Here is a 20,109-nt window from a genome sequence, read left to right on the forward strand (position 1 = left end):
CATGCAGCAGAAAACCTCGGAGCTTTCGAGATTAAGTTGATCGATTGGGTCGACGATGATTCAAAAAAAGGCATCCGAGGCCTGAATGGAAGCGCTATTTGCAACCCGACCATCCGTGACAATGAACATCTGCTGCGTTAGCTTCCGTCCATGATAGGCGGACACGACGAAAATCCTCCCGGGCTCTCTCACGTAATCATACTCAACGGGGCAGGCAGCGTCGGCAAAAGTTCAACGGCACGCGCCATGCAGGCAATTGCTCGCGTGCCCATGCTCCATGTATCGATGGACACCTTTGTAGAAATGATGCCGGAGCATCTGTTCGGCCACCCCGACGGCCTCGTTTCCGAAAATGTAGGCGGACGAGAGCCCGCCATTGCCCTTCGCGTAGGCCATGTACTGAAGCGAACACTGGCAGGCATGCGTCATGCCGTTGCTGCCATGGCTGCCCAAGGCAATCACCTCATCGTCGATGAAGTCATGATCGGGCGCGGTATCGAGGCGGAGTATCGCAAGCTGTTGTCGGGCTACAACGTAAAAATAGTTGGTATATTTGCTCCTCTGTCCATTCTCGAGGAGCGCGAAAGAATGCGCGGCGACAGAGAGATTGGCCTTGCCCGATGGCAGTTCGAGCGTGTTCATGTCGGCAGAACTTACGATCTGGAAATCGATGCTGCCACCCCGGAGGAGAATGCAACGCGCATCCTGCAAGCCTTTGGCCTCTTGTCGGCTGCCTGAGGGCGAATTCTCGGACGGCCTCTCAGCAAAAAAAGGGCGCCCCGCCAGGCGCCCTTTCGTTGTCCGACAGAATTATGTTCTGCCGCCACGTACGGCCGCTTAGTAGCCGGCCTTGATCTTCTCGAATTCGGCGATCATCTTCTGCTTCAATTCGACCGGAACCGGTGACTGGAACAGGGTGTTGGCGGTGAACTTGTCCAGATTGTCATAGCCGGCCGCCGCCAGCACATCTGGCGCCACCGAGGCCATGCCCTTGCCGTTGCCGTGGCCGTAGCCCCAGGAATCCACCAGGTATGGCGAAACCGCCGGATCGGTCACCGCGTTGAGATAGTCATACATCTTGGCTTCGTCGCCGGTGCCTGACTTGAGCGCAACATAGCCGCAGACCCAGGTCGACAGGCCTTCGCTGGTGTCGCGGTTGATGGCGGCATCCACATTGTCGCCCTTGAGCGTGGTCACCGTCTCGTTCCAGGCCCAGGCCAGATCGACTTCGCCGCTCGCCATGGCGCCGCTGATGTCCGTGTTGTCGGTCCAGTACATCCGGACGTTCTTGTGCACCTCGCGCAGGAAGGCGGAGGCCGCCTTGAACTGTTCGTCGGTCATCGCCGACCAGTCCTTGAGCCCCATCACCAGGCTTGCCAGCGCATAGGCGTCATCGACATTGTCACCGATGGAAACACGATCCTTGAACTTCGGATCGGCAAAGGCCTTGAGCGATGTCACCTCTTCCGGCTTGATCTTGTCGGCGCGGTAGGTGAGCACCGTGTTGCCCCACTCGAAGGGGATGAACCAGGCGGTGCCGTCGGCCGACGTCATCAGGTCCTTCATGGCCTGGAACCCCGGCATGGTGTCGTTCCAGTTGGTGAGTTTGGCCGTGTCGAGCGGCTTCAGCAGGCCTGCGTCGCGCCACTTGGTCACCGATTGCGAACACGGATGCGCCACATCCGCCTTGTAGCCCGAAGTCAGCTTCTGGAAAGCCTCGTCCTCATCGCCGAAGAAGGAGAAGTCGGGCGAACCGCCATGTTTCTCGACATAGGCCGGATGAAACGCCGGGTCCTCGTATCCGGCCCAGTCGAACACCGTCAATCCATCGGCGCGGGCCACCGCTGTGCTGGCCAAAAGCGCCAGGGCTGCTGCATATCGGACATGGGATCGTTTCATCATGACTGTTCTCCTTGATTAGGTCGGACGCTCCTGAGTGGGCGCCGTTTCGGCGAAATGCTTCGGGAAAACCGAAGCGAGAAAACTGCCGGCGCTCTGATGCGCCGCTTCGCGGGTCAGGCCGTCGTCCATCATCAGACGGAACCACAGGCCCTCGAGCATGGCGCACATCGCCAGCGTCAGTGCGGCCGAATCGTAGCTGTAGCCGCCTTCCTGCTTCAAGATCTCGACGATGGACTGCATGGTAACCTGGTAGGTTCTGTCCTGGGCGCCGCAGAGCGCCTTGTAGGTCGGGCGTGACTTCGCCTCGCCCCAGAAGGCGCACCAGGCGGCGAGCTTGCGTCGCGTGCAGATCTTGCGGTCGAAGTCGGCCGCCACCAGCGCTTGCAGCTGGTCGGACGGGCGGACACCCGCTTTCTCAAGTGTCGCCTCCCAATGCCCGGCATATTCCTCGGTCATGAATTGCAGCGTGGCAACGAGCAGCTTTTCCTTGCTCTCGAAATGGAAGTTGACGATGCCGCGCGACATCTCTGCGCCATCGGCGATGTCTGCCAGCGTGGTTTCCGAGTAGCCGCGCTTGGCAAGGCTGTCGATCGTCGCCTCGATCAGCTGCTGGCGGCGGGTTTCCTTCGATGCCTTGCGGCCCTTCTGGCTGCCGTCGGCCTGCGTGGCGCGTGGTCGTGCTGTATCGCTCATCAATTCGTCCCTGGGAAAGGCCGCGGCGATCATGACGCCACCGCCTGCGGTTTATGCCCGCGCAGATGCGTCGGGCAGTGCTCACCGCTGTCTAGCACTTTCTGCATGGCCGTCCATGTGGCAATGTTCTTGGCCACATAGGCCTCGCCGACGGCGTCGACCGCCGTCTGGCGCAACGGCCCCTTGAGCCGTTCGAGTTCACCGCGCGCCACGTCGCGGTACCAAAGATTGCGATTGACCGTGGTCACGCCGACAAATCCTGCCCGCCGCATGGCCGACTGGTAGCGGGCCGGAGAAGCCATACCGAAGCTCAGCCCTTCCGCCTTGATATAGGATACCATCTCCGCCGACAGCGGCCCGTCGTCTGAGCGAAGCCAGTCCGACGCTGCAAAGATGCCGCCGGGACGCAGAACCCGGAAGATGTCGGCGAACACCGCCTCCTTGTCGGCGACATGGATCAGGGCATCCTTGGAAAACACCAGATCCAACGAAGCGTCGGCAAAGGGCAGCGGTCCCGGGGCCGACTGCACGAAGCCGACCCGGTCGGACAATCCATCGGCATCCGCCCGCCGCCGCGCCGCCTCGATGACAGGCACCTCGACGTCGAAGCCGGTGACGTGCCGCGGTTGGTGCTTGCGGGCGATATGCAGAGTGATCCCCCCGGTGCCGCAGCCGATGTCGAGCACATCCAGTCCGGAGAGGTTCAGCCCGGCCAGAACCCGGTCGACTTCATCCGGTCCGCCCGGCGACAGATAGCCCTCGCCCCACAGCACTTCCAGGAAGCGGATCGCCGTGTCGTCATATTCCGGTTCTGGTCCCGACTCTGCCGGCTGCATGCCTGCTCCGCTCCATTGCCGCACCATGGCGGCGACAGCCAAAATCCTACAGAAGTATCAGCCCATTGCAACATACTTGCTGAACAATCATTCAATATGGATGGACAAGTGGCTGCATTCCATGTCATTTTTTCGGAGAACCGAAGGACGTGAGATGCAAAAATATGACGTGATCATGATCGGCGGCGGCCACAATGGCCTCGTCGCGGCGGGATATCTGCAGCGAGCCGGGCTGAAAGTCGTGGTGCTGGAAAAGAACGACTGGGTCGGCGGCGCGGCCACCAGCCGGGAACTCACCGAAGGCTTTCTCTATTCCAACTGCTCCTATGTCTGTTCGCTGTTCCGACCCGAGATCATGCGCGACCTGGAACTGCCCAGACACGGCCTGCAGATCATCTCCTATGACGGCGGCGCGGTGTTCGCCCGCAATGGCGATTACCTCGGCACCTACCGCGATCACGAATCGCACCGGCGCGAGTTCGCCCGCTTCTCGCCCCGCGACGCCGAGGCCTATGACCGCTATTCGCGCGACGTCACCCGCCAGTGCCGCTTCATCCAGCCGCTGTTGATGCGCACCGCACCCGATCCGTTCAGCTTCAGGCCGCGCGACATTTCCGAACTCGTCTATCTCGCCCGCAAGTTCGGCGACATGGGGGCTGCCGACATGGCGGCGATGATGCGCTTCTGGACCATGTCGATCTCGGACTATCTCGACGAGTATTTCGAAAGCCCGGTCATCAAGGCGTCGCTGGCGATCTCCGGCATCATCGGCACCGCGCTGGGCCCGAAATCGCCGGGCACCGCCTATGTGCTGCTGCACCACTACATGGGCGAGGTGGACGGCTCGGTCGGCGCCTGGGGCTATGCAAGAGGCGGCATGGGTGCCGTCACCAAGGCGCTGGCGGCCTCGTTCCAGTCGGTGGGCGGCACGATCCTCACCGGTTCCGAGGTCGACAAGGTCATCACCCGCAACGGACGTGCCATCGGCGTGGCGCTCGCCAATGGCGACGAGGTGCATGCCGATCGTGTGGTCTCCAATGCCGACGTCAAGCGCACCTTCCTCAAGCTCGTCGACGAGAAGGACCTGCCCGATCGCTTCGTCCACCGGGTCAGGCATTTCAAGATGCGCGGCTCCTCGGGCAAGCTCAACATCGCGCTCGACAGCCTGCCGGAGTTCCCTGCCCTGCCGAAGGATTCCCGCTGCCTGCGCGGCGACATGCATTTCACCGACGATCTCGAGCGCATGGAGCGCGGCTACGACGATTGGAAGGCCGGGCGTTGGTCGGCCGACCCGTTCATCGACATGATGATCCCCACCACGCTCGACCCGACCATGGCGCCGCCCGGCAAGCACTTCATGAGCTGCTTCGTGCAATATTGCCCGCCGCAGGTGGAGGGCCGCGACTGGACCGACGCCGACCGCGACGCATTCGCCGAGACGGTGGTGAGCCAGATCTCGGACTACTCGCCGGGTTTCCGCGACCGCATCCGCCACATGGAGGTGCGCACGCCGCGCGAACTCGAAGCCGAAGTCGGCCTCACCGAAGGCAACATCTTCCAGGGCGAACTGACCTTCGACCAGCTGCTGTTCAACCGTCCTGTGCCCGGCTACGCGCAATACCGAAGCCCGATCGACGGGCTCTATATCTGCGGCTCCTCGACCCATCCCGGCGGCGGCGTCATGGGGGCACCGGGGCGCAACGCCGCGGCCGAAATTTTGCGCGACGCGAAGATGAAACCGGCGCAGATGCGGGAGGCCCACGATGTCCTTTGATGCCATCATCATCGGCGGCGGCCACAACGGCCTCACCGCGGCGGCAACGCTTGCAAAGGCCGGCCGCAAGGTTCTGCTGCTCGAAGCCGCCGACACGGTCGGCGGCGGCGCAAGCACGGTCGAATTCGCTCCCGGCTTCCGCACCAGCGGCCTCGCCCATATCATCAACCGGCTCGATCCGGACGTGGTCAAGGCAATCGGCCTTGACACCTCGGGCTTTGAGGCCACCGCCATGCCGACGGCGATCCTGTCGGAGACATCCGAAGCCATCGTGCTGCGCGGCGCCTATGGCGAGAGCATTGACGGTGTCGGCAAGGAGGAGGCAGCCGCCTTCGCCGCGCTGCGCAAGAAGCTCCTCTTCCACGCAGGTCTGCTCAGGCGCTTCATGAAGAAGCCGCCGCCCGAGCTCGGCAACACCAGCCTCAAGGATCTGGCGGCACATGCCGCCACCGGGTTGAAGCTGCTGAGCCAGGGTCGCGAGGAAGCCCGCGACGTGCTGCGCATGTTGCTGATGAATGTCGCCGACATATCCGACGAGTTCCTGACCGACGACCGGCTCAAGGGCCTCCTCGCCTTCGACGCGACGCTCGGCCTGCATCTGGGACCGCGTTCGCCGACATCGCTGATGGGGCTTTATTATCGTCTCACTGGCGAGGCCTTAGGTGCCAGCGGCGGCCAGTTCCTGCCCCGGGGCGGCATGGGTGCCGTGGCGCAAGCCTTCGCCGAGGCGGCCACGGCCGCCGGCGCCACCATCCGCACTGCCTCTCCCGTTCGTCGCATCATCGCCAATCGCGGCCTTGCCGGCGGCGTGGAGCTGGAAGATGGCGAAATCCTGATGGCATCGACCATCCTCTCTGCCATCCATCCGCGCACGACCTTCCACCATCTCGTCGATCCCGCCGATACGCAGACCGGTCTCTCCCGCGCGATCGGCCATATCCGATCGAACGGCGACGTCGCCAAACTCAACCTGGCGCTCGACAAAGTGCCGCAGTTCCAGGGCCTTTCGGAGGCCGACCACAAGGGCCGGCTGGTGATCGCGCGCTCGATGAACCATGTCGAAACGGCGTTCAACCCATCGAAATACGGCGAATATTCGCCGGACCCGGTGATGGAGATCACCCTGCCCTCGCTGTCGGACCCGAAGCTCGCCGACACCGGCTGCACGCTCTCTGCCATGGTGCAGTTTGCGCCCTATGCCCTGCGCGAAGGCTGGGAATCCGGCAAGCCGAAATTCCTCGAGATCGTGCTCGATGGCCTTGAGCGCCACGCCCCCGGCCTGCGTGCAAGCGTCGAGCATGCCGAACTGCTGACGCCCGCCGACATCGAGACCCGCTACCGCATGCCCGGCGGCCATTGGAGCCACGGCGAAATGCAGCCCGACCAGTTGCTGTTCAACCGTCCGGTGCATGCCGCCGCGGGCTATTCGACACCGCTCGAAGGCCTGTATCTCGCCAGCGCCGGTTCGCATCCCGGCGGCGGCATTTCCGGCCTGCCGGGCCTGCTGTCCGCCCGCCACATCCTCGCAGGAGGCAGCCGATGACCCTCGATCCGATCCGCAAGGCCGAGCAGGAGCATTTTCGCACGCTGCTGATGCCGACGCCGTTCCACCCCCGCCTGGCGCCGCTGGTCGAGACCCAGTCCTGGTACGGGTGGGCAGGCATGCTCGTGGCGCATTCGGTGTTCGACGAGGAGCTCGAATATTTCGCCATCCGCTCGACGGCGGCGCTGTTCGACATCTCGCCGATGATCAAATACCGCATCACCGGCCCGGATGCCGAGCGATGCCTCAACCGGCTCACCGTCCGCGACGTGAGCAAGCAGAAGGTCGGCCGGGTGCAATACACCGCCTGGTGCGACGACGAGGGCCATGTGCTCGACGACGGCACACTGTTCCGGCTTGGCGCGGCAGACTTCCGGCTCTGCTGCCAGGAGAGGCACCTGCCCTGGCTTCTCGACACCGCCCGCGGCATGGACGTCGCGATCCGCGAGGAAACCCAGGAGATCGCCGGACTGGCGCTGCAGGGGCCGACCAGCTTCGCCGTGCTGTCCAAGGCGGGTTTTGATGGCGTCGAGGCGCTGCGCCCGTTCCAGCTGGCGGAATTCGACCATGATGGCGGCAAGGTGATGATCTCGCGCACCGGCTTCACCGGCGATCTCGGCTACGAGCTGTTCGTCCCGGCGACGGCGGCGCTGAGCCTCTGGGACAGGCTCTGGGAGGCAGGCCGGCTGCACGGGCTCAACGCCATCGGCTACAATGCCCTCAACCGGGCGCGCATCGAGGCCGGCTTCATCGTCGCCAACGGCGATTTCGTCACTGCCGAGACGGCCCTGCGCGCCGACCGGGTGCGCATGCCCGACGAGATCGGCCTCGACTGGCTGGTCGATGTCGACAAGGTCCAGTTCAACGGCCGCAGCGCCATTCTCGCCGCCCGCAAGAACGGGACGCTGAAGCACGTGCTCGTGGGGCTGGAGATCGACGACAATACGCCGGCCGAGGCGGCAATCGTCTATCACGGCAACAAGCGCGAGGTGGGGCTGATCTCGGCGGCCATCTGGTCGCCGACGGCCAAGCGCAACATCGCCATCGCCAGCCTCGAGCGGCCCTACGGATCGGAAATCCTCGACGATCTCTGGGTCGAGATCTACGCGCTTCGCGAGCTCAAATACCACAAGATGATGAAGCGCGCCCGCGTCGTCGAGCGCCCCTTCGTCAAGCTGGCGCGGCGCTCGGCCAATCCGCCGGCGCGCTTCTGAGCCATGGCAGCCGATCCGGAAATGGACGCGGAGACACGACGGCAGATGGATCTGGTGGCGACACCGCCCGGCGGAGAATGGTCCGGCCGCGCCCGCTATGCTGCGGCGATGTATTTCTACCAGCGCGGCGAGATGCCGGCCGAGGTGCTGGAGGTCTACCGCATCTCCTCCAGGCTTGACGCCGAGGACGCCGTCGACGTGCTCAGACTCTGGCAGATCGGCACCGATTGGATCGCCCGGATCGAGGCCTGGCGGGCGGCTCATTCGACCTAACCTTCCGTTGAGGCTCAACGGTTCGGCGGCTGCGCCCGGTAATGCGCAGGTGCTGCGCCGAACTCCCGCTTGAAGGCGCGGGAGAACGCCGCCTCGGATGAAAACCCTGTCCGCAGGGCGATGTCGGTCATCCTGAGCGACGTGTCGAGCACCAGCCGCCGTGCCGCATTCAGCCGCAGGACAAGGAAATACGCCCCCGGCGTGCTGCCGACCTCGCGCGTGAACAATTGCTCCAGTCCGCGCACCGACAGCGATATCCGTTTGGCGATCGCCGCGATGGTCACGGGCGCGTCGATGCACATCTCCATGGCGCGGATGGCCTTGACCACGCGCGGATCGTGGCTGTTGCCCGGGCCGAAGGAGATGACCGACTGCACGTCGGAGGCGCCGCGCGCCGCCTCGTAGACGAAGACGCTGGCGACATCGAGCGCGGTCGACAGGCCGGCATGGCGGCGCACGAGATCGATCATCATGTCGAAGGTCGGCGAGGCGCCGGAGGTGGTGACATAGCGGCCATCGGTGACGTAGCGGTCGGGCCTGAGATTGACGAGCGGAAACGCCGCGGCGAACTCCTCGAAATCCTCCCAGTGGGTGGTGGCGTTGCGGCCGTCGAGCAGGCCGGCGCGCGCCATCATCCAGGCACCCGATTCCACCCCGATGGTGGACCGCGCATTCTTGGCGGCCTGGAAGATGCGCGAGATCACCCGCCGGTCCTGCATCTCGGCGGTGTGAAATCCCGAGACGATGGCGAGCACGTCGCGTTTCAGGCCCGGGTCGAAGCGTCCCGACACCGGCCATTCCCCCCCGGCAGTGGTGACCGGGTTGCGCCCGTCCAGCGAGACATAGCGCCAGTCGAACAGCTTTCGGCCGCTGACCCGGTTCGCCGCCCTGAGCGGATCGCCCGCGCAGGCGGCCGTCATCAGCGACGATCCCGACAGGACCAGGATGTCGACGCTCAGCGGCCGGGATCCGTCCTCCATGGGTACTGCGTAATCTGTCATCCCCCTTGCGTAAATCGAAAAACAATCGCCTGCAAGTGGCGCATCATCCCGGCCAAGAACGAGGAGAAATGACGATATGCCACTGACCATGAACCGCGATGTCTTCATCACCTGCGCCGTCACCGGCTCCGGCGGCACCCAGGACCGCTCGCCGCACGTGCCGCGCTCGCCCGAGCAGATCGCGGAAAGCGCCATTGCCGCCGCCAAGGCAGGCGCGGCAATCGTCCACTGCCACGTGCGCGATCCCGAGACCGGCGCGCCGCGCCGCGACGTCTCGCTCTACCGCGAGGTCACCGACCGCATTCGCGCCGCAGATGTCGACGTCGTTCTCAACCTGACCGCCGGCATGGGCGGCGACATGATCTTCGGCTCGACCGAATCTCCGCTGCCGCTCAACGCCAAGGGCACCGACATGGCGGGCGCCACCGAACGTGTCGCCCATGTCGCCGAGTGTCTGCCGGAAATCTGCACGCTCGATTGCGGCACGATGAACTTCGCCGAGGCCGACTATGTCATGACCAACACGCCGGGCATGCTCCGCGCCATGGGCGGCATGATGACCGAACTCGGCGTCAAGCCCGAGATCGAGGCCTTCGACACCGGCCATCTCTGGTTTGCCAAGCAGCTGGTCAGCGAAGGCGTGCTCAAGCCCGACGCGCTGGTGCAGCTCTGCATGGGCGTGCCCTGGGGCGCACCGGACGATCTCAACACCTTCATGGCCATGGTCAACAATGTGCCGGCCGACTGGAACTGGTCGGCCTTCGCGCTCGGCCGTCACCAGATGCCCTATGTCGCGGCCTCCGTGCTCGCCGGCGGCAATGTCCGCGTCGGGCTTGAGGACAATCTCTGGCTCGGCAAGGGCAACCTCGCCACCAACGCTGAACTCGTCTCCCACGCCGTCAAGATCATCGAGGGCCTCGGCGCCCGCGTCATGGGACCGGCCGAAGTCCGCGAAAAGCTCAATCTCACCAAGAGGATGCCGAAATGATCTCTCATGCAGCCATTATCGGCGGCGGCGTCATCGGCGCCGGCTGGGCCGCGCGCCTGATCGAGAACGGCATCGACATCACCATCTTCGACCCGGCGAAGGACGCCGAGGCCAAGATGCAGGCGGTGCTCGACAATGCCGACCGCGCCTATGCCAGGCTCACCATGGCCGCCCGGCTGAGGAAGGGCTCGGTGCGCTTCACCGGTTCGATCGCCGAGGCGGTCGACGGTGCGCAGCTGATCGTCGAATCTGTTCCGGAACGACTGGACATCAAGCAGTCGGTCTATGCCGAGATCGAGAAGTCGGCATCGAAGGACGCGCTGATCGCCTCCTCCACGTCCGGCATCATGCCCACCGACCTGCAGGCGAAGATGGAAACGCCAGGCCGGCTGATCGTCGCCCACCCGTTCAACCCGGTCTACCTCCTGCCGGTGGTCGAGATCGTCGGCGGCAGGGCGACCGACGCAGCGATGATCGCGCGCGCCATGGAGTTCTATGCCGGCATCGGCATGAAGCCGATCCATGTGAAGAAGGAAATCGAGGCCTTCGTCGCCGACCGGCTGCTGGAATCGATCTGGCGGGAATCGCTGTGGCTGATCAAGGACGGCATCTGCACGACGCAGGAGCTCGACGACATCGTCCGCTACGGCTTCGGCCTGCGCTACGCCCAGATGGGCGTGTTCGAGACCTACCGCGTCGCCGGTGGCGAGGCCGGCATGCGCCATTTCATGGCCCAGTTCGGCCCCTGCCTGACATGGCCCTGGACGCATCTGATGGATGTGCCCGAATTCAACGACGAACTGGTCGACCTGATCACCGAGCAGTCCGACGCCCAGTCCGGCCACCATTCGATCCGCGAACTCGAACGCATCCGCGACGACAATCTGGTCGCCATCCAGCAGGCGCTGAAGGTCAATGACTGGGGAGCGGGCCAGGTGCTCGCCGCCTACGAGAAGAAGCTCTTCGACGCCGGCGCGAAATCGACAGGCGACATCGATGTCTCCAGACCGATCAGGACCATGGAACGCACGATCCCGGTCGACTGGACCGACTACAACAACCACATGAACGAGGCCCGCTACCTGCAGTGCTTCGCCGACGCCAGCGACGCCTTCATGCGCATGATCGGCGTCGACGCCGCCTACATCGCCGAGGGCGGCTCCTATTTCACCGTCGAGACCCATATCCGCCATCTGGCCGAGGTCAAGGCCAACGAGCCGGTCGAGGTAAAGACCCGGGTGATCGAGGGCAAGGGCAAGAAGCTGCATCTGTTCCACGAACTGTTCCACCGCGACGGCACGCTGCTCGCCACCGGGGAGCACATGCTGCTGCATGTCTCGCTCAAATCCCGCGCCGCCTGCGATCCGGCCGCCGAGATCCTGGCGAAGCTGGAACCGATCGCCGCCGCCCACGCCGCCCTAGCCGCGCCGGAAGGTCTCGGCCGCGCCGTCGGCCAGAAACGCTGAGGAGCCCGCCATGCAGTTCGGACTGAGCGAAGAACAGGCTATGATCGTCGAGACCACCCGGGCCTTTGTCGAGAAGGAGCTCTACCCGTACGAGGCCGAGGTCGAGCGCACCGGTCACCTCGACATCGAGCTGGTGCGAGAAATCCAGAAGAAGGCGATCGCCGCCGGCCTGTATGCCGCCAACATCCCTGAGGAGTTCGGCGGTGGCGGCCTCGATACGCCGACCTGGCTGCTCTACGAGAAGGAACTGGGCAAGGCCAACTACGCGCTGCACTGGACTGCCGTGGCGCGGCCCTCCAACATCCTCTGCGCCGGCACGCCGGAGCAGCGCTCCCGCTATCTCGACCCCTGCGTGCGCGGCGAGACCTGGGATTGCCTGGCGATGACCGAACCCGGGGCGGGCTCGGACCTGCGCGGCATGAAGGCCACGGCGAAACAGGACGGCAGCGACTGGGTGCTCAACGGCACCAAGCACTTCATCTCCCATGCCGACATCGCCGGCTTTGCCATCTGCTTCATGGCCACCGGGGAGGAAGACACGCCGCGCGGAAAGAAGAAGCTGATCACCGCTTTCTTCGTCGACAAGGGCACCCCGGGATTCGCGGTCCGGGACGGCTACTCCAATGTCTCGCATCGCGGCTACACCAACGCCATCCTGGAGTTCGACAACTGCCGGATCCCGGCCGAAAACGTGCTCGGCGAGGTGCACAAGGGTTTCGAAGTGGCAAACACCTGGCTTGGCGCGACACGCCTGCAGGTCGGCGCCACATGCCTCGGCCGCGCCGAGCGCGCATTCGCCCATTCTGTCGAATGGGCGGCGACGCGGGAGCAGTTCGGCCAGCCGATCGGCAAGTTCCAGGGCGTCTCCTTCAAGCTTGCCGACATGGCGACCGAAATGAAGGCGGCCGAACTGATGATCCTCGAGGCTGGCTGGAAATTCGACCAGGGCACGGCGTCCGACGCCGACATGGCGATGGCCAAGCTCAAGGCCACCGAGATGCTGGCCATGGTCGCCGACGAGGCGATCCAGATCCATGGCGGCATGGGGCTAATGAGCGAACTGCCGCTGGAGCGGATCTGGCGCGACGCCCGCATCGAGCGGATCTGGGAGGGAACGTCGGAGATCCAGCGCCATATCATCAGCCGCTCGCTGCTCAGATCGTTCGGCGCCTAGGCGACCACCCATGCACCAAGGATCACCACGCCCATGAAACCGGCCATCGCGATCACCTATTGCCGCCAGTGCAACTGGATGCTGCGCGCCGCCTGGATGGCGCAGGAACTGCTCTCAACCTTCTCCGAGGAACTTGGCTCGGTGACGCTGGTGCCGGACACCGGCGGCATCTTCACCATCGACGTCGATGGCGAGCGGATCTGGGACCGCAAGCGCGACGGCGGCTTTCCCGACGTCAAGACGCTGAAAGGCAAGGTGCGTGACCGCATCGATCCGGACCGCGATCTCGGACATCTCGACCGCACAAAGGCAGACGAATGAGCCGCGATCTTTCCCGCCTGATGAAGCCAAAATCGATCGCCCTCTTCGGTGGTGGCTGGGCCGTCAATGTCATCGCGCAACTGCAGAAATCCGGTTATCAGGGCGAAATCTGGCCGGTCAATCCGAAGCGCCGCGACGTGCTCGGCGTCGCGTGCTTCGCCAGCGTCGATGACCTGCCCGGCGTGCCCGACGCGAGCTTCATCGGCGTCAACCGCGACGCCACGGTGGATGTGGTTCGAGCGCTGAGCCGCATGGGTGCGGGCGGCGCCACCTGTTTTGCCTCCGGATTTCTGGAGAGCGAAGCCGAGGGCACCGGCGGCGGCGACCTGCAGCAAAGGCTCGTCGAGGCCGCCGGCGACATGCCGATCCTCGGCCCCAACTGCTACGGGCTCCTGAATTATCTCGACAATGTCACGCTGTGGCCCGACCAGCATGGCGGCACGGCGGTCGACAGCGGCGTGGCGATCATCGCGCAATCATCCAACATCGCCATCAACATGACGATGCAGAAGCGCGGCCTGCCGATCGCCTGCGTGGTCGCCGCCGGCAACCAGGCCCAGACCGGCACCAGCGACATTGCCTCCTTCCTGCTCGCCGATCCGCGCATCACCGCCATCGGCCTTTATCTCGAGGGGTTTGGCGACATCCGCGCACTTGAAGCCTTCGCGGCCAGGGCGCGTGCACTCGGCAAGCCTGTGGTCGCATTGAAGATCGGCAGGTCGGAGAAGGCGCAGGCCGCGACCATGACGCACACGGCGTCGCTGGCCGGCAACGCCTCGGCGTCCTCGGCACTGCTGGCCCGCCTCGGAATCATCGAGGTGCACTCCATCGCTGTGTTCCTGGAAACGCTCAAGCTGATGCATGCCTTCGGTCCCCTGCCCGGCCCGTCGGTGGTCTCGGTCAGTTGCTCGGGCGGCGAAGCCAGCCTGATGGCTGACATGGCATCGGCCACGAACATCGAGTTCCGAGACTTCACCACGGCCAGCCGCAGCGCGCTCAGGGCAGAACTCGGCGCCATCGTCACCATCGCCAATCCGCTTGACTACCACACCTTCATCTGGGGCGACGTGCCGAAGATGACTGCGGTCTTCGCCGCCGTGATGGCTGACGCTTTCGATCTCGCGGTCTTCGTGCTGGATCTGCCGCGCGGCGACCGCTGCGACCCCTCCGGCTACCGGTGTGCCGTCGACGCCATCATCGCCGCCAGAGGCCAGACAGGGGCGCGGGTCGCGGTGCTGGCGAGCCTGCCGGAGAACCTCTCCGAAGACCTCGCCGCCACGTTTCAGGCCGCCGGCATTGCAACGATTCACGGCATGGAAGAAGGCCTGGCCGCAATCGATGCCGCCATTGCCGCGGGCCGGCGCGGCAGTGCCGCTCAAGCACCGGTGCTGCTGGCGCCGCCGGCCCTGCCCGGCACGGTTCTGTTGAGCGAGGCGGACTCGAAGGCCGCGCTCGGCCCCTTCGGCCTGCGCATGCCCGAATCGGCCACCGCGCCCACTGCCGAAGGCATTCTCGAGGCATCCGAGGTGCTGGCCTTCCCCATCGTGCTCAAGGGGCTGGGCATCGCCCACAAGAGCGAAGCCGGCGCCGTGGTGCTCGACATCACCGACACAGAGACCTTGCGGGCTGCGGCGCTTGCCATGGAAGCCGTCGCCACAGGCTATCTCGCCGAGGAGATGATCACCGGCACGGTCGCGGAACTCATCGTCGGCGTCAGCCGGGAATCAAGCGGCATGCTGCAGCTGACCATGGGGGCCGGCGGCGTCATGGCGGAGCTGTTCGCCGATACCGCCAGCCTGCTGCTGCCGGCCAGCCCGGACGCCATCCGCGCCGCTCTTGCCCGCCTGAAGATCAGTCGCGTCCTGGCCGGCTATCGCGGACGGCCTGCCGCCGATATCGGCGCAGTCGTTGACGCGGTCAACGCCATATGCCGCTATGCCGAAGCCAACGCCGACAGGCTCATCGAGCTTGACGTCAATCCGCTGATCGCCAGGGCGGCCGATGCCGTGGCGGTCGATGCCCTGATACGACTGAGCGAATGAGGAATGCCATGACAGGACCCGTCAAGACCCGCATCGAGGGACAGATCCTCGAAGTCATGATCGACCGACCCAAGGCCAATGCCATCGATCTGGCCACCAGTCGCATCATGGGCGAAATCTTCCGCGACTTCCGCGACAATCCCGAGCTGCGCGTCGCCATCCTGACCGCATCGGGCGAGAAATTCTTCTGCCCCGGCTGGGACCTGAAGGCGGCGGCCGGCGGCGACGCCGTCGACGGCGACTACGGCGTCGGCGGATTCGGTGGCCTGCAGGAGCTGCCGCATCTCAACAAGCCGGTGATCTGCGCCGTCAACGGCATCTGCTGCGGCGGCGGTCTGGAGATCGCGCTCTCCTGCGACATCATCCTGGCAGCCGAGCACGCCACCTTCGCCCTGCCCGAGATCCGCTCCGGCACGGTGGCCGACGCGGCGTCCATCAAGCTCCCAAAGCGCATTCCCTACCATGTCGCCATGGAGATGCTGTTTACCGGCCGCTGGCTCGACGCCGAGGAGGCGCACCGCTGGGGCTTCGTCAACCACATCCACAAGGCCGAAGACTTGATGGAAAAGGCCTGGGAGATGGCCCGCCTGCTCGAATCCGGCCCGCCGCTGGTCTTTGCCGCCATCAAGGAGGTCGTCCGCGAGGCCGAGGACAGCAATTTCCGGGACATGATGAACCGCATCACCCGGCGCCAGCTCAGGACTGTCGACGAGCTGTACGGCTCCGAGGACAACATGGAAGGGTTTCGAGCCTTTGCCGAGAAACGCGATCCGGTCTGGAAGGGTCGCTAGGCCGGTCGCTCTGCGAACTGTGTTATGATGGACGAGTGGGCAACCGCATCTCGCATTCCGCGTGGAGCGCCCCATCTATGGTGGACGACATGATGCATGAGAGGACGCCACGATGACCGAACCGCACAACCACGATGATCCCGACGTCGATGAAGCCGGCAGCGACGTGCCGCTCAATGTGCGCGGACCGTTCTGGTGGTGGCGCGAGGCGATGATCGTGTTTGCGGTCATGGTGGTTGCCATCTGGTTCCTGATCCCGTTCATATGACCTGAACCCGATCCAGCCCAGACCAGTACGGAAGCCTGACACCATGAGCGACACCCGCACCGAAACCGACAGTTTTGGCGACATCGAAGTGCCCGCCGACCGCTATTGGGGTGCGCAGACCCAGCGCAGCATCGGCAATTTCCGCATCGGCACCGAGACCATGCCGTTGCCGCTGGTGCATGCGCTCGGCCTGATCAAGCAGTCAGCGGCGCTCACGAACATGGAGCAGGGTCTGCTCGACGCGAGGATTGGCAACGCCATCGTCGCCGCGGCGCGTGAAGTGACCTCCGGCAAGCTCGATGATCATTTCCCGCTCAAGGTCTGGCAGACGGGGTCGGGAACCCAGACCAACATGAATGCCAACGAGGTGATCGCCAACCGCGGCAGTGAAATGCTTGGCGGCCAGCTCGGCAAGAGCTCGCTCATCCACCCCAACGACCACGTCAACAGGTCGCAATCCTCCAATGACACCTTTCCGACCGCCATGCACATCGCGGCAGTGGGCGAGATCCGCGGCGGGCTCGTTCCCGCGCTTGCCCATCTGCTCGGTCATCTGAAGATGAAATCGGAGGCCTGGCAGGACATCGTCAAGCTCGGGCGCACCCATCTGCAGGACGCCACCCCGCTGACGCTCGGCCAGGAATTCTCCGGCTACGCCCGGCAGGTGGAACTCGGCATAGAGCGTGTCGAGGCCTGCCTGCCGCGGCTCTATCCGCTGGCCCAGGGCGCCACGGCCGTCGGCACCGGACTCAATACACGGGCCGGATTTGCGGAAAGCTTCGCCGCCCATGTCGCCGACCTCAGCGGCCTGCCCTATACCAGTGCCGCCAACAAGTTCGAGGCCATCGCCGCCCACGACGCTCTGGTCGAGCTCTCCGGCGCACTCAATACGGTGGCCGTCAGCCTGTTCAAGATCGCGCAGGACATCCGCTTCCTCGGCTCCGGCCCGCGCTCGGGTCTCTACGAGCTCGTCCTGCCGCAGAACGAACCCGGTTCCTCGATCATGCCTGGCAAGGTCAACCCGACCCAGTGCGAGGCCGTGACCATGGTCTGCACCCAGGTGATTGGCAACCACGTCACCGTGACGATGGCCGGCAGCCAGGGCAATTTCGAACTCAACGTGTTCAAGCCGGTGATCATCTACAATGTGCTGCAGTCGATCCGGCTTCTCGCCGACGCCAGCCGCTCCTTCGCCGACCATTGTGTCTCGGGCATCGAGCCGGACCGGCAGCGCATCGCCGAGCTGATGCAGCGCTCACTGATGCTGGTCACCGCCCTTGCGCCACATATCGGCTACGACAAGGCCTCCAAGATCGCCAAGGCTGCGCACGAGAGCGGAGGCAGCCTGCGCGACACTGCGCTCTCCCATGGGATTGAGCCCGCCGATTACGATCGCTGGGTTATCCCGCTCGACATGACCCGCCCCGGCGATTGACGAGGATGGCTGACATGGCGGGTGACCTTGTGCTTGACCCGGGAGCGGCTGCGTCCGTATCCTTGGCCGATCCAGTTCTCCAGACGCGAGGACCCATGGCGACCGGCCCGATAGTTCTCATCCTCGGCAGCAGTCCCGCCGCGCCGAAGGCGGCGATGTGGCCAAAGACGTCCGATCTAAGGATCGTCGCCATCAACAACGCATGGAGGGTGCGCCCGGACTGGGACGTGCTGATCCATCCGGAGGACTTTCCCGTAGAGCGAAGGCCGACCGGCGTATCGCCGCCGCAGCGCCTGTGCACCCACACCGACTATGTTCCGGCCCAGAACCGTCTCGGCGGCTTCGTGTTTGCTGGCGGCACCATGGCATTCACCGCCGGATACTGGGCGCTTGACGCGCTCAGGCCGTCCACGCTGGCCTATTACGGCTGCGACATGATTTATGATGGCCCGGTGTCGCATTTCTACGGTCAGGGCACAGCCGATCCGCTGCGCGATGACATCACCCTGCGCTCGCTCGAAGCCAAATCCGGCAGGCTGCTGGCGATTGCGGCCCGGCAGGGCTGCTCCTGTGTGAACCTGTCCGACGCGCCAACAAGCCGGCTGCTCTTTCCCCGCGCCGACACAACGGCGCTGACCAATCCATCGCCGGTACTGCCATTGGACATCGGCGGCATCGATGCGATCCTCGACGCCGAATCCCGCCTCGGCTACATGGTCGAAAGCGGCCGGTATTGGACTGAGGCCGAGCGGTTCGATGCAGACGCACTGGCGCGGATCGACACCATGTGGCTGCAATTGCTGTGCTGGACGCCGGTGGCGGCTCAACCCGCGACGGTGCCAGCGCTACCCGGGGACGAAGGTCGCCTAGGATTTTGACGTCTTCTTTTTGGACGGCAGGTTGTTGCGTTTGGTCGAGGCGAAGTCGTCGAGTTCCTTTTCCGACATGCTGTCATACATGTCCTTCGACGCACCTTGCAGTTCGGACACCTTGGTGTCGCCACGCTTGGCGGACAGGGCCGCGCCGGCCGCCTTCTGCTGAGCCTTGGATTTGGCAGGCATGGTCAATTCCTTTCGCGAATGATGCCAGTCCCGTCAAACGCGATTGTACTCCTGGCGGTTCCGGCGGGACGCGTCTGCGTCGATGATGCCCCGGACGTGGAACTCTTCCCGCATTTCGGCATTGATTTCCGGGAAGCGGGTTCCGCATGTCAATCGGACCCGATGGTATGGAAAACGCCGGGATTTTTCCGATTTCTTCCGGCGGCCAACGCAACGGCAGTCGAGTTCCTGTCCCATCTGCGGATCCCGCTCTCCCAGCCCTTCATCCACTCCGATCGAGCGACCGTCGCGCGGGTCGACGTCTTGCGGCCCGCCGTCCTCGCCGGTCCCGTGGTCAACGGCGTCTGGAACCACTTCCAGGGACCGACGTTTGATCATGGCGCAAACAAGCGTTCAAAGAGTCAACGAGGAAGAGGAGTTGAGACAATGGCTTACGATGGAGAAAGACACGACCTGATTGCCAGCGACCGGGTCGAAGGCACCAAGGTCTATGATCGCGAAGGCAACCACATCGGCAGGATCGAGAAGCTCATGCTGGAGAAGCGTGGCGGCAGAGTCTCCTACGCGGTGCTGAGTTTCGGCGGCTTCTTCGGCATCGGCGACGATCACTATCCCCTGCCCTGGGCCAAGCTCGACTACGACGAAAGCCTTGAGGGCTATCGCGTCGATATCAGCAAGGAACAGGTCACCGGCGCCCCGAAATATGATCGCAACGAGGCCTATGACTGGACCCCGGACGTCGGGCGCAGCGTCTATGAGCATTACGGCGAAGCGCCCTACTGGCGCTGACAGAAACTGTTGTCCGCCATGGTCACAGGCCCGGCACGCCGAGGCGTTCCGGGCCTCTTGCTGTCAGCGCGGCAGGTCTCCGCCGAAGCCGCCGGCAATTGTGGCTAGATCAAGGAACTGAGGGAACCAAACCCGCCAAGCAGCGTTCAATCAGCGCAACATCAAATAGGGATTTCTCTCATGTCCACCGTACTCATCGTCATTCTGGTTCTCCTGCTGCTCGGCGCCTTCCCTGCCTGGCCGCACGCCCGCAGCTGGGGCTACGGCCCGTCCGGCATCCTGGGCGCCATTCTCCTGGTCATCATTATCCTGGCTCTTCTCGGGCGCATCTGATCCCGGCCCCGGCGCGCCATTCCGCTGAAGCGGACCGCGGTGCCATAAGCAACCATCCCCCGACCCGCGAGCTCCCGGGTTCGGGGGATGAGACGTTCTACGGCCCGTCGACCTGCCACCTCCCCGGACCGGAGCAGTCTCAACACCGCCCAGCGCCCCATCCCGGAGCAATTCTAAAGTACCCGTCCACGCACTCGGCGCGGCC

The 20,109-nt window shown here is 64.5% G+C and carries 22 protein-coding genes; 16 read left to right on the plus strand and 6 right to left on the minus strand.

From position 1 onward, the window contains the following. The first annotated feature begins 150 nt into the window (after window positions 1-150). Window positions 151-738, plus strand: a complete 588-nt coding sequence (locus DFR52_RS03665; protein ID WP_110030532.1) for a chloramphenicol phosphotransferase CPT family protein — start codon at window positions 151-153, stop codon at window positions 736-738. 99 nt (window positions 739-837) lie between these two features. Here the strand turns inward: DFR52_RS03665 and DFR52_RS03670 are convergent, their stop codons facing one another. From DFR52_RS03670 to DFR52_RS03680, 3 genes are read right to left on the minus strand one after another with little or no spacing between them, the layout of a single operon-like run. Beyond that, entirely contained in the window at window positions 838-1,902 is a 1,065-nt protein-coding gene (locus tag DFR52_RS03670; protein ID WP_110030533.1) for an ABC transporter substrate-binding protein, read from the minus strand. A gap of 15 nt (window positions 1,903-1,917) precedes the next feature. Further along, window positions 1,918-2,595 (minus strand): TetR family transcriptional regulator C-terminal domain-containing protein, encoded by a 678-nt coding sequence (locus DFR52_RS03675; RefSeq protein ID WP_110031112.1) that lies wholly within the window; start codon window positions 2,593-2,595, stop codon window positions 1,918-1,920. 29 nt (window positions 2,596-2,624) lie between these two features. Then, window positions 2,625-3,431, minus strand: coding sequence for a class I SAM-dependent methyltransferase (locus DFR52_RS03680; RefSeq protein ID WP_110030534.1), 807 nt, complete (start codon window positions 3,429-3,431; stop codon window positions 2,625-2,627). Between the two features lie 154 nt (window positions 3,432-3,585). On the opposite strand from DFR52_RS03680, the gene DFR52_RS03685 reads away from it, so the two are divergent. Genes DFR52_RS03685 through DFR52_RS03700 form a run of 4 tightly spaced genes read left to right on the plus strand, consistent with a single transcriptional unit; the run spans window position 3,586 to window position 8,235 of the window. After that, on the plus strand, window positions 3,586-5,205 hold the full coding sequence (locus tag DFR52_RS03685) for a phytoene desaturase family protein (protein ID WP_110030535.1): 1,620 nt from the start codon (window positions 3,586-3,588) through the stop codon (window positions 5,203-5,205). Next, a complete protein-coding gene (locus DFR52_RS03690) occupies window positions 5,195-6,748 on the plus strand; it encodes a phytoene desaturase family protein (protein WP_110030536.1) in 1,554 nt (517 codons plus the stop codon). Before DFR52_RS03685 ends, DFR52_RS03690 begins: the two co-directional genes overlap by 11 nt. Then, window positions 6,745-7,962 carry an aminomethyl transferase family protein gene (locus tag DFR52_RS03695; RefSeq protein ID WP_110030537.1) on the plus strand — a complete coding sequence of 406 codons (1,218 nt, stop codon included), beginning with the start codon at window positions 6,745-6,747 and terminating at the stop codon, window positions 7,960-7,962. The genes DFR52_RS03690 and DFR52_RS03695 overlap by 4 nt, the downstream gene beginning before the upstream one ends. A gap of 3 nt (window positions 7,963-7,965) precedes the next feature. Next, window positions 7,966-8,235 (plus strand): hypothetical protein, encoded by a 270-nt coding sequence (locus DFR52_RS03700; protein WP_110030538.1) that lies wholly within the window; start codon window positions 7,966-7,968, stop codon window positions 8,233-8,235. A 14-nt stretch (window positions 8,236-8,249) separates the two neighbouring features. On the opposite strand, the gene DFR52_RS03705 is transcribed toward DFR52_RS03700, so the two are convergent. Continuing rightward, window positions 8,250-9,236 carry a GlxA family transcriptional regulator gene (locus tag DFR52_RS03705; protein WP_110030539.1) on the minus strand — a complete coding sequence of 329 codons (987 nt, stop codon included), beginning with the start codon at window positions 9,234-9,236 and terminating at the stop codon, window positions 8,250-8,252. A gap of 76 nt (window positions 9,237-9,312) precedes the next feature. Here DFR52_RS03705 and bcoG point away from each other — a divergent pair, with 76 nt between their 5' ends. The 9 genes from bcoG to DFR52_RS03745 all read left to right on the plus strand — a co-directional run bounded on the left by bcoG (window position 9,313) and on the right by DFR52_RS03745 (window position 18,599). Beyond that, on the plus strand, window positions 9,313-10,224 hold the full coding sequence (gene bcoG / locus DFR52_RS03710; RefSeq protein WP_110030540.1) for a 3-dehydrocarnitine:acetyl-CoA trimethylamine transferase BcoG: 912 nt from the start codon (window positions 9,313-9,315) through the stop codon (window positions 10,222-10,224). Further along, window positions 10,221-11,690, plus strand: coding sequence for a carnitine 3-dehydrogenase (locus DFR52_RS03715; RefSeq protein ID WP_110030541.1), 1,470 nt, complete (start codon window positions 10,221-10,223; stop codon window positions 11,688-11,690). Before bcoG ends, DFR52_RS03715 begins: the two co-directional genes overlap by 4 nt. Before the next feature lie 10 nt (window positions 11,691-11,700). Continuing rightward, entirely contained in the window at window positions 11,701-12,864 is a 1,164-nt protein-coding gene (locus DFR52_RS03720; RefSeq protein WP_110030542.1) for an acyl-CoA dehydrogenase family protein, read from the plus strand. A 33-nt stretch (window positions 12,865-12,897) separates the two neighbouring features. Continuing rightward, window positions 12,898-13,185 carry an Rdx family protein gene (locus DFR52_RS03725; RefSeq protein WP_110030543.1) on the plus strand — a complete coding sequence of 96 codons (288 nt, stop codon included), beginning with the start codon at window positions 12,898-12,900 and terminating at the stop codon, window positions 13,183-13,185. Continuing rightward, window positions 13,182-15,227, plus strand: a complete 2,046-nt coding sequence (locus DFR52_RS03730) for an acetate--CoA ligase family protein (protein WP_110030544.1) — start codon at window positions 13,182-13,184, stop codon at window positions 15,225-15,227. The genes DFR52_RS03725 and DFR52_RS03730 overlap by 4 nt, the downstream gene beginning before the upstream one ends. Before the next feature lie 8 nt (window positions 15,228-15,235). Beyond that, window positions 15,236-16,018 carry a carnitinyl-CoA dehydratase gene (locus DFR52_RS03735; RefSeq protein WP_110030545.1) on the plus strand — a complete coding sequence of 261 codons (783 nt, stop codon included), beginning with the start codon at window positions 15,236-15,238 and terminating at the stop codon, window positions 16,016-16,018. Between the two features lie 112 nt (window positions 16,019-16,130). After that, a complete protein-coding gene (locus tag DFR52_RS24415; RefSeq protein WP_158284846.1) occupies window positions 16,131-16,286 on the plus strand; it encodes a hypothetical protein in 156 nt (51 codons plus the stop codon). Window positions 16,287-16,329: 43 nt separating this feature from the next. Beyond that, window positions 16,330-17,721, plus strand: a complete 1,392-nt coding sequence (fumC, locus tag DFR52_RS03740) for a class II fumarate hydratase (protein ID WP_110030546.1) — start codon at window positions 16,330-16,332, stop codon at window positions 17,719-17,721. Between the two features lie 95 nt (window positions 17,722-17,816). Beyond that, window positions 17,817-18,599, plus strand: coding sequence for a hypothetical protein (locus tag DFR52_RS03745; protein WP_210205753.1), 783 nt, complete (start codon window positions 17,817-17,819; stop codon window positions 18,597-18,599). Here DFR52_RS03745 and DFR52_RS03750 read toward each other — a convergent pair. Next, window positions 18,588-18,782 (minus strand): DUF3008 family protein, encoded by a 195-nt coding sequence (locus DFR52_RS03750; protein WP_110030547.1) that lies wholly within the window; start codon window positions 18,780-18,782, stop codon window positions 18,588-18,590. The two genes, DFR52_RS03745 and DFR52_RS03750, sit on opposite strands and share 12 nt — an antisense overlap. Window positions 18,783-18,815: 33 nt before the next feature. After that, a complete protein-coding gene (locus DFR52_RS03755) occupies window positions 18,816-19,160 on the minus strand; it encodes a hypothetical protein (protein WP_110030548.1) in 345 nt (114 codons plus the stop codon). A 48-nt stretch (window positions 19,161-19,208) separates the two neighbouring features. On the opposite strand from DFR52_RS03755, the gene DFR52_RS03760 reads away from it, so the two are divergent. Together DFR52_RS03760 and DFR52_RS03765 are read left to right on the plus strand one after the other, a co-directional pair. Then, the gene (locus tag DFR52_RS03760) at window positions 19,209-19,571 is read left to right on the plus strand and encodes a PRC-barrel domain-containing protein (RefSeq protein ID WP_110030549.1); all 363 of its coding nucleotides are present in this window, start codon (window positions 19,209-19,211) and stop codon (window positions 19,569-19,571) included. A gap of 180 nt (window positions 19,572-19,751) precedes the next feature. Then, window positions 19,752-19,904, plus strand: coding sequence for a DUF3309 family protein (locus DFR52_RS03765; protein WP_110030550.1), 153 nt, complete (start codon window positions 19,752-19,754; stop codon window positions 19,902-19,904). The last annotated feature ends 205 nt before the right edge of the window (window positions 19,905-20,109 follow it).

Origin of the sequence: Hoeflea marina (assembly GCF_003182275.1) — a bacterium.
Classification (GTDB): domain Bacteria; phylum Pseudomonadota; class Alphaproteobacteria; order Rhizobiales; family Rhizobiaceae; genus Hoeflea; species Hoeflea marina.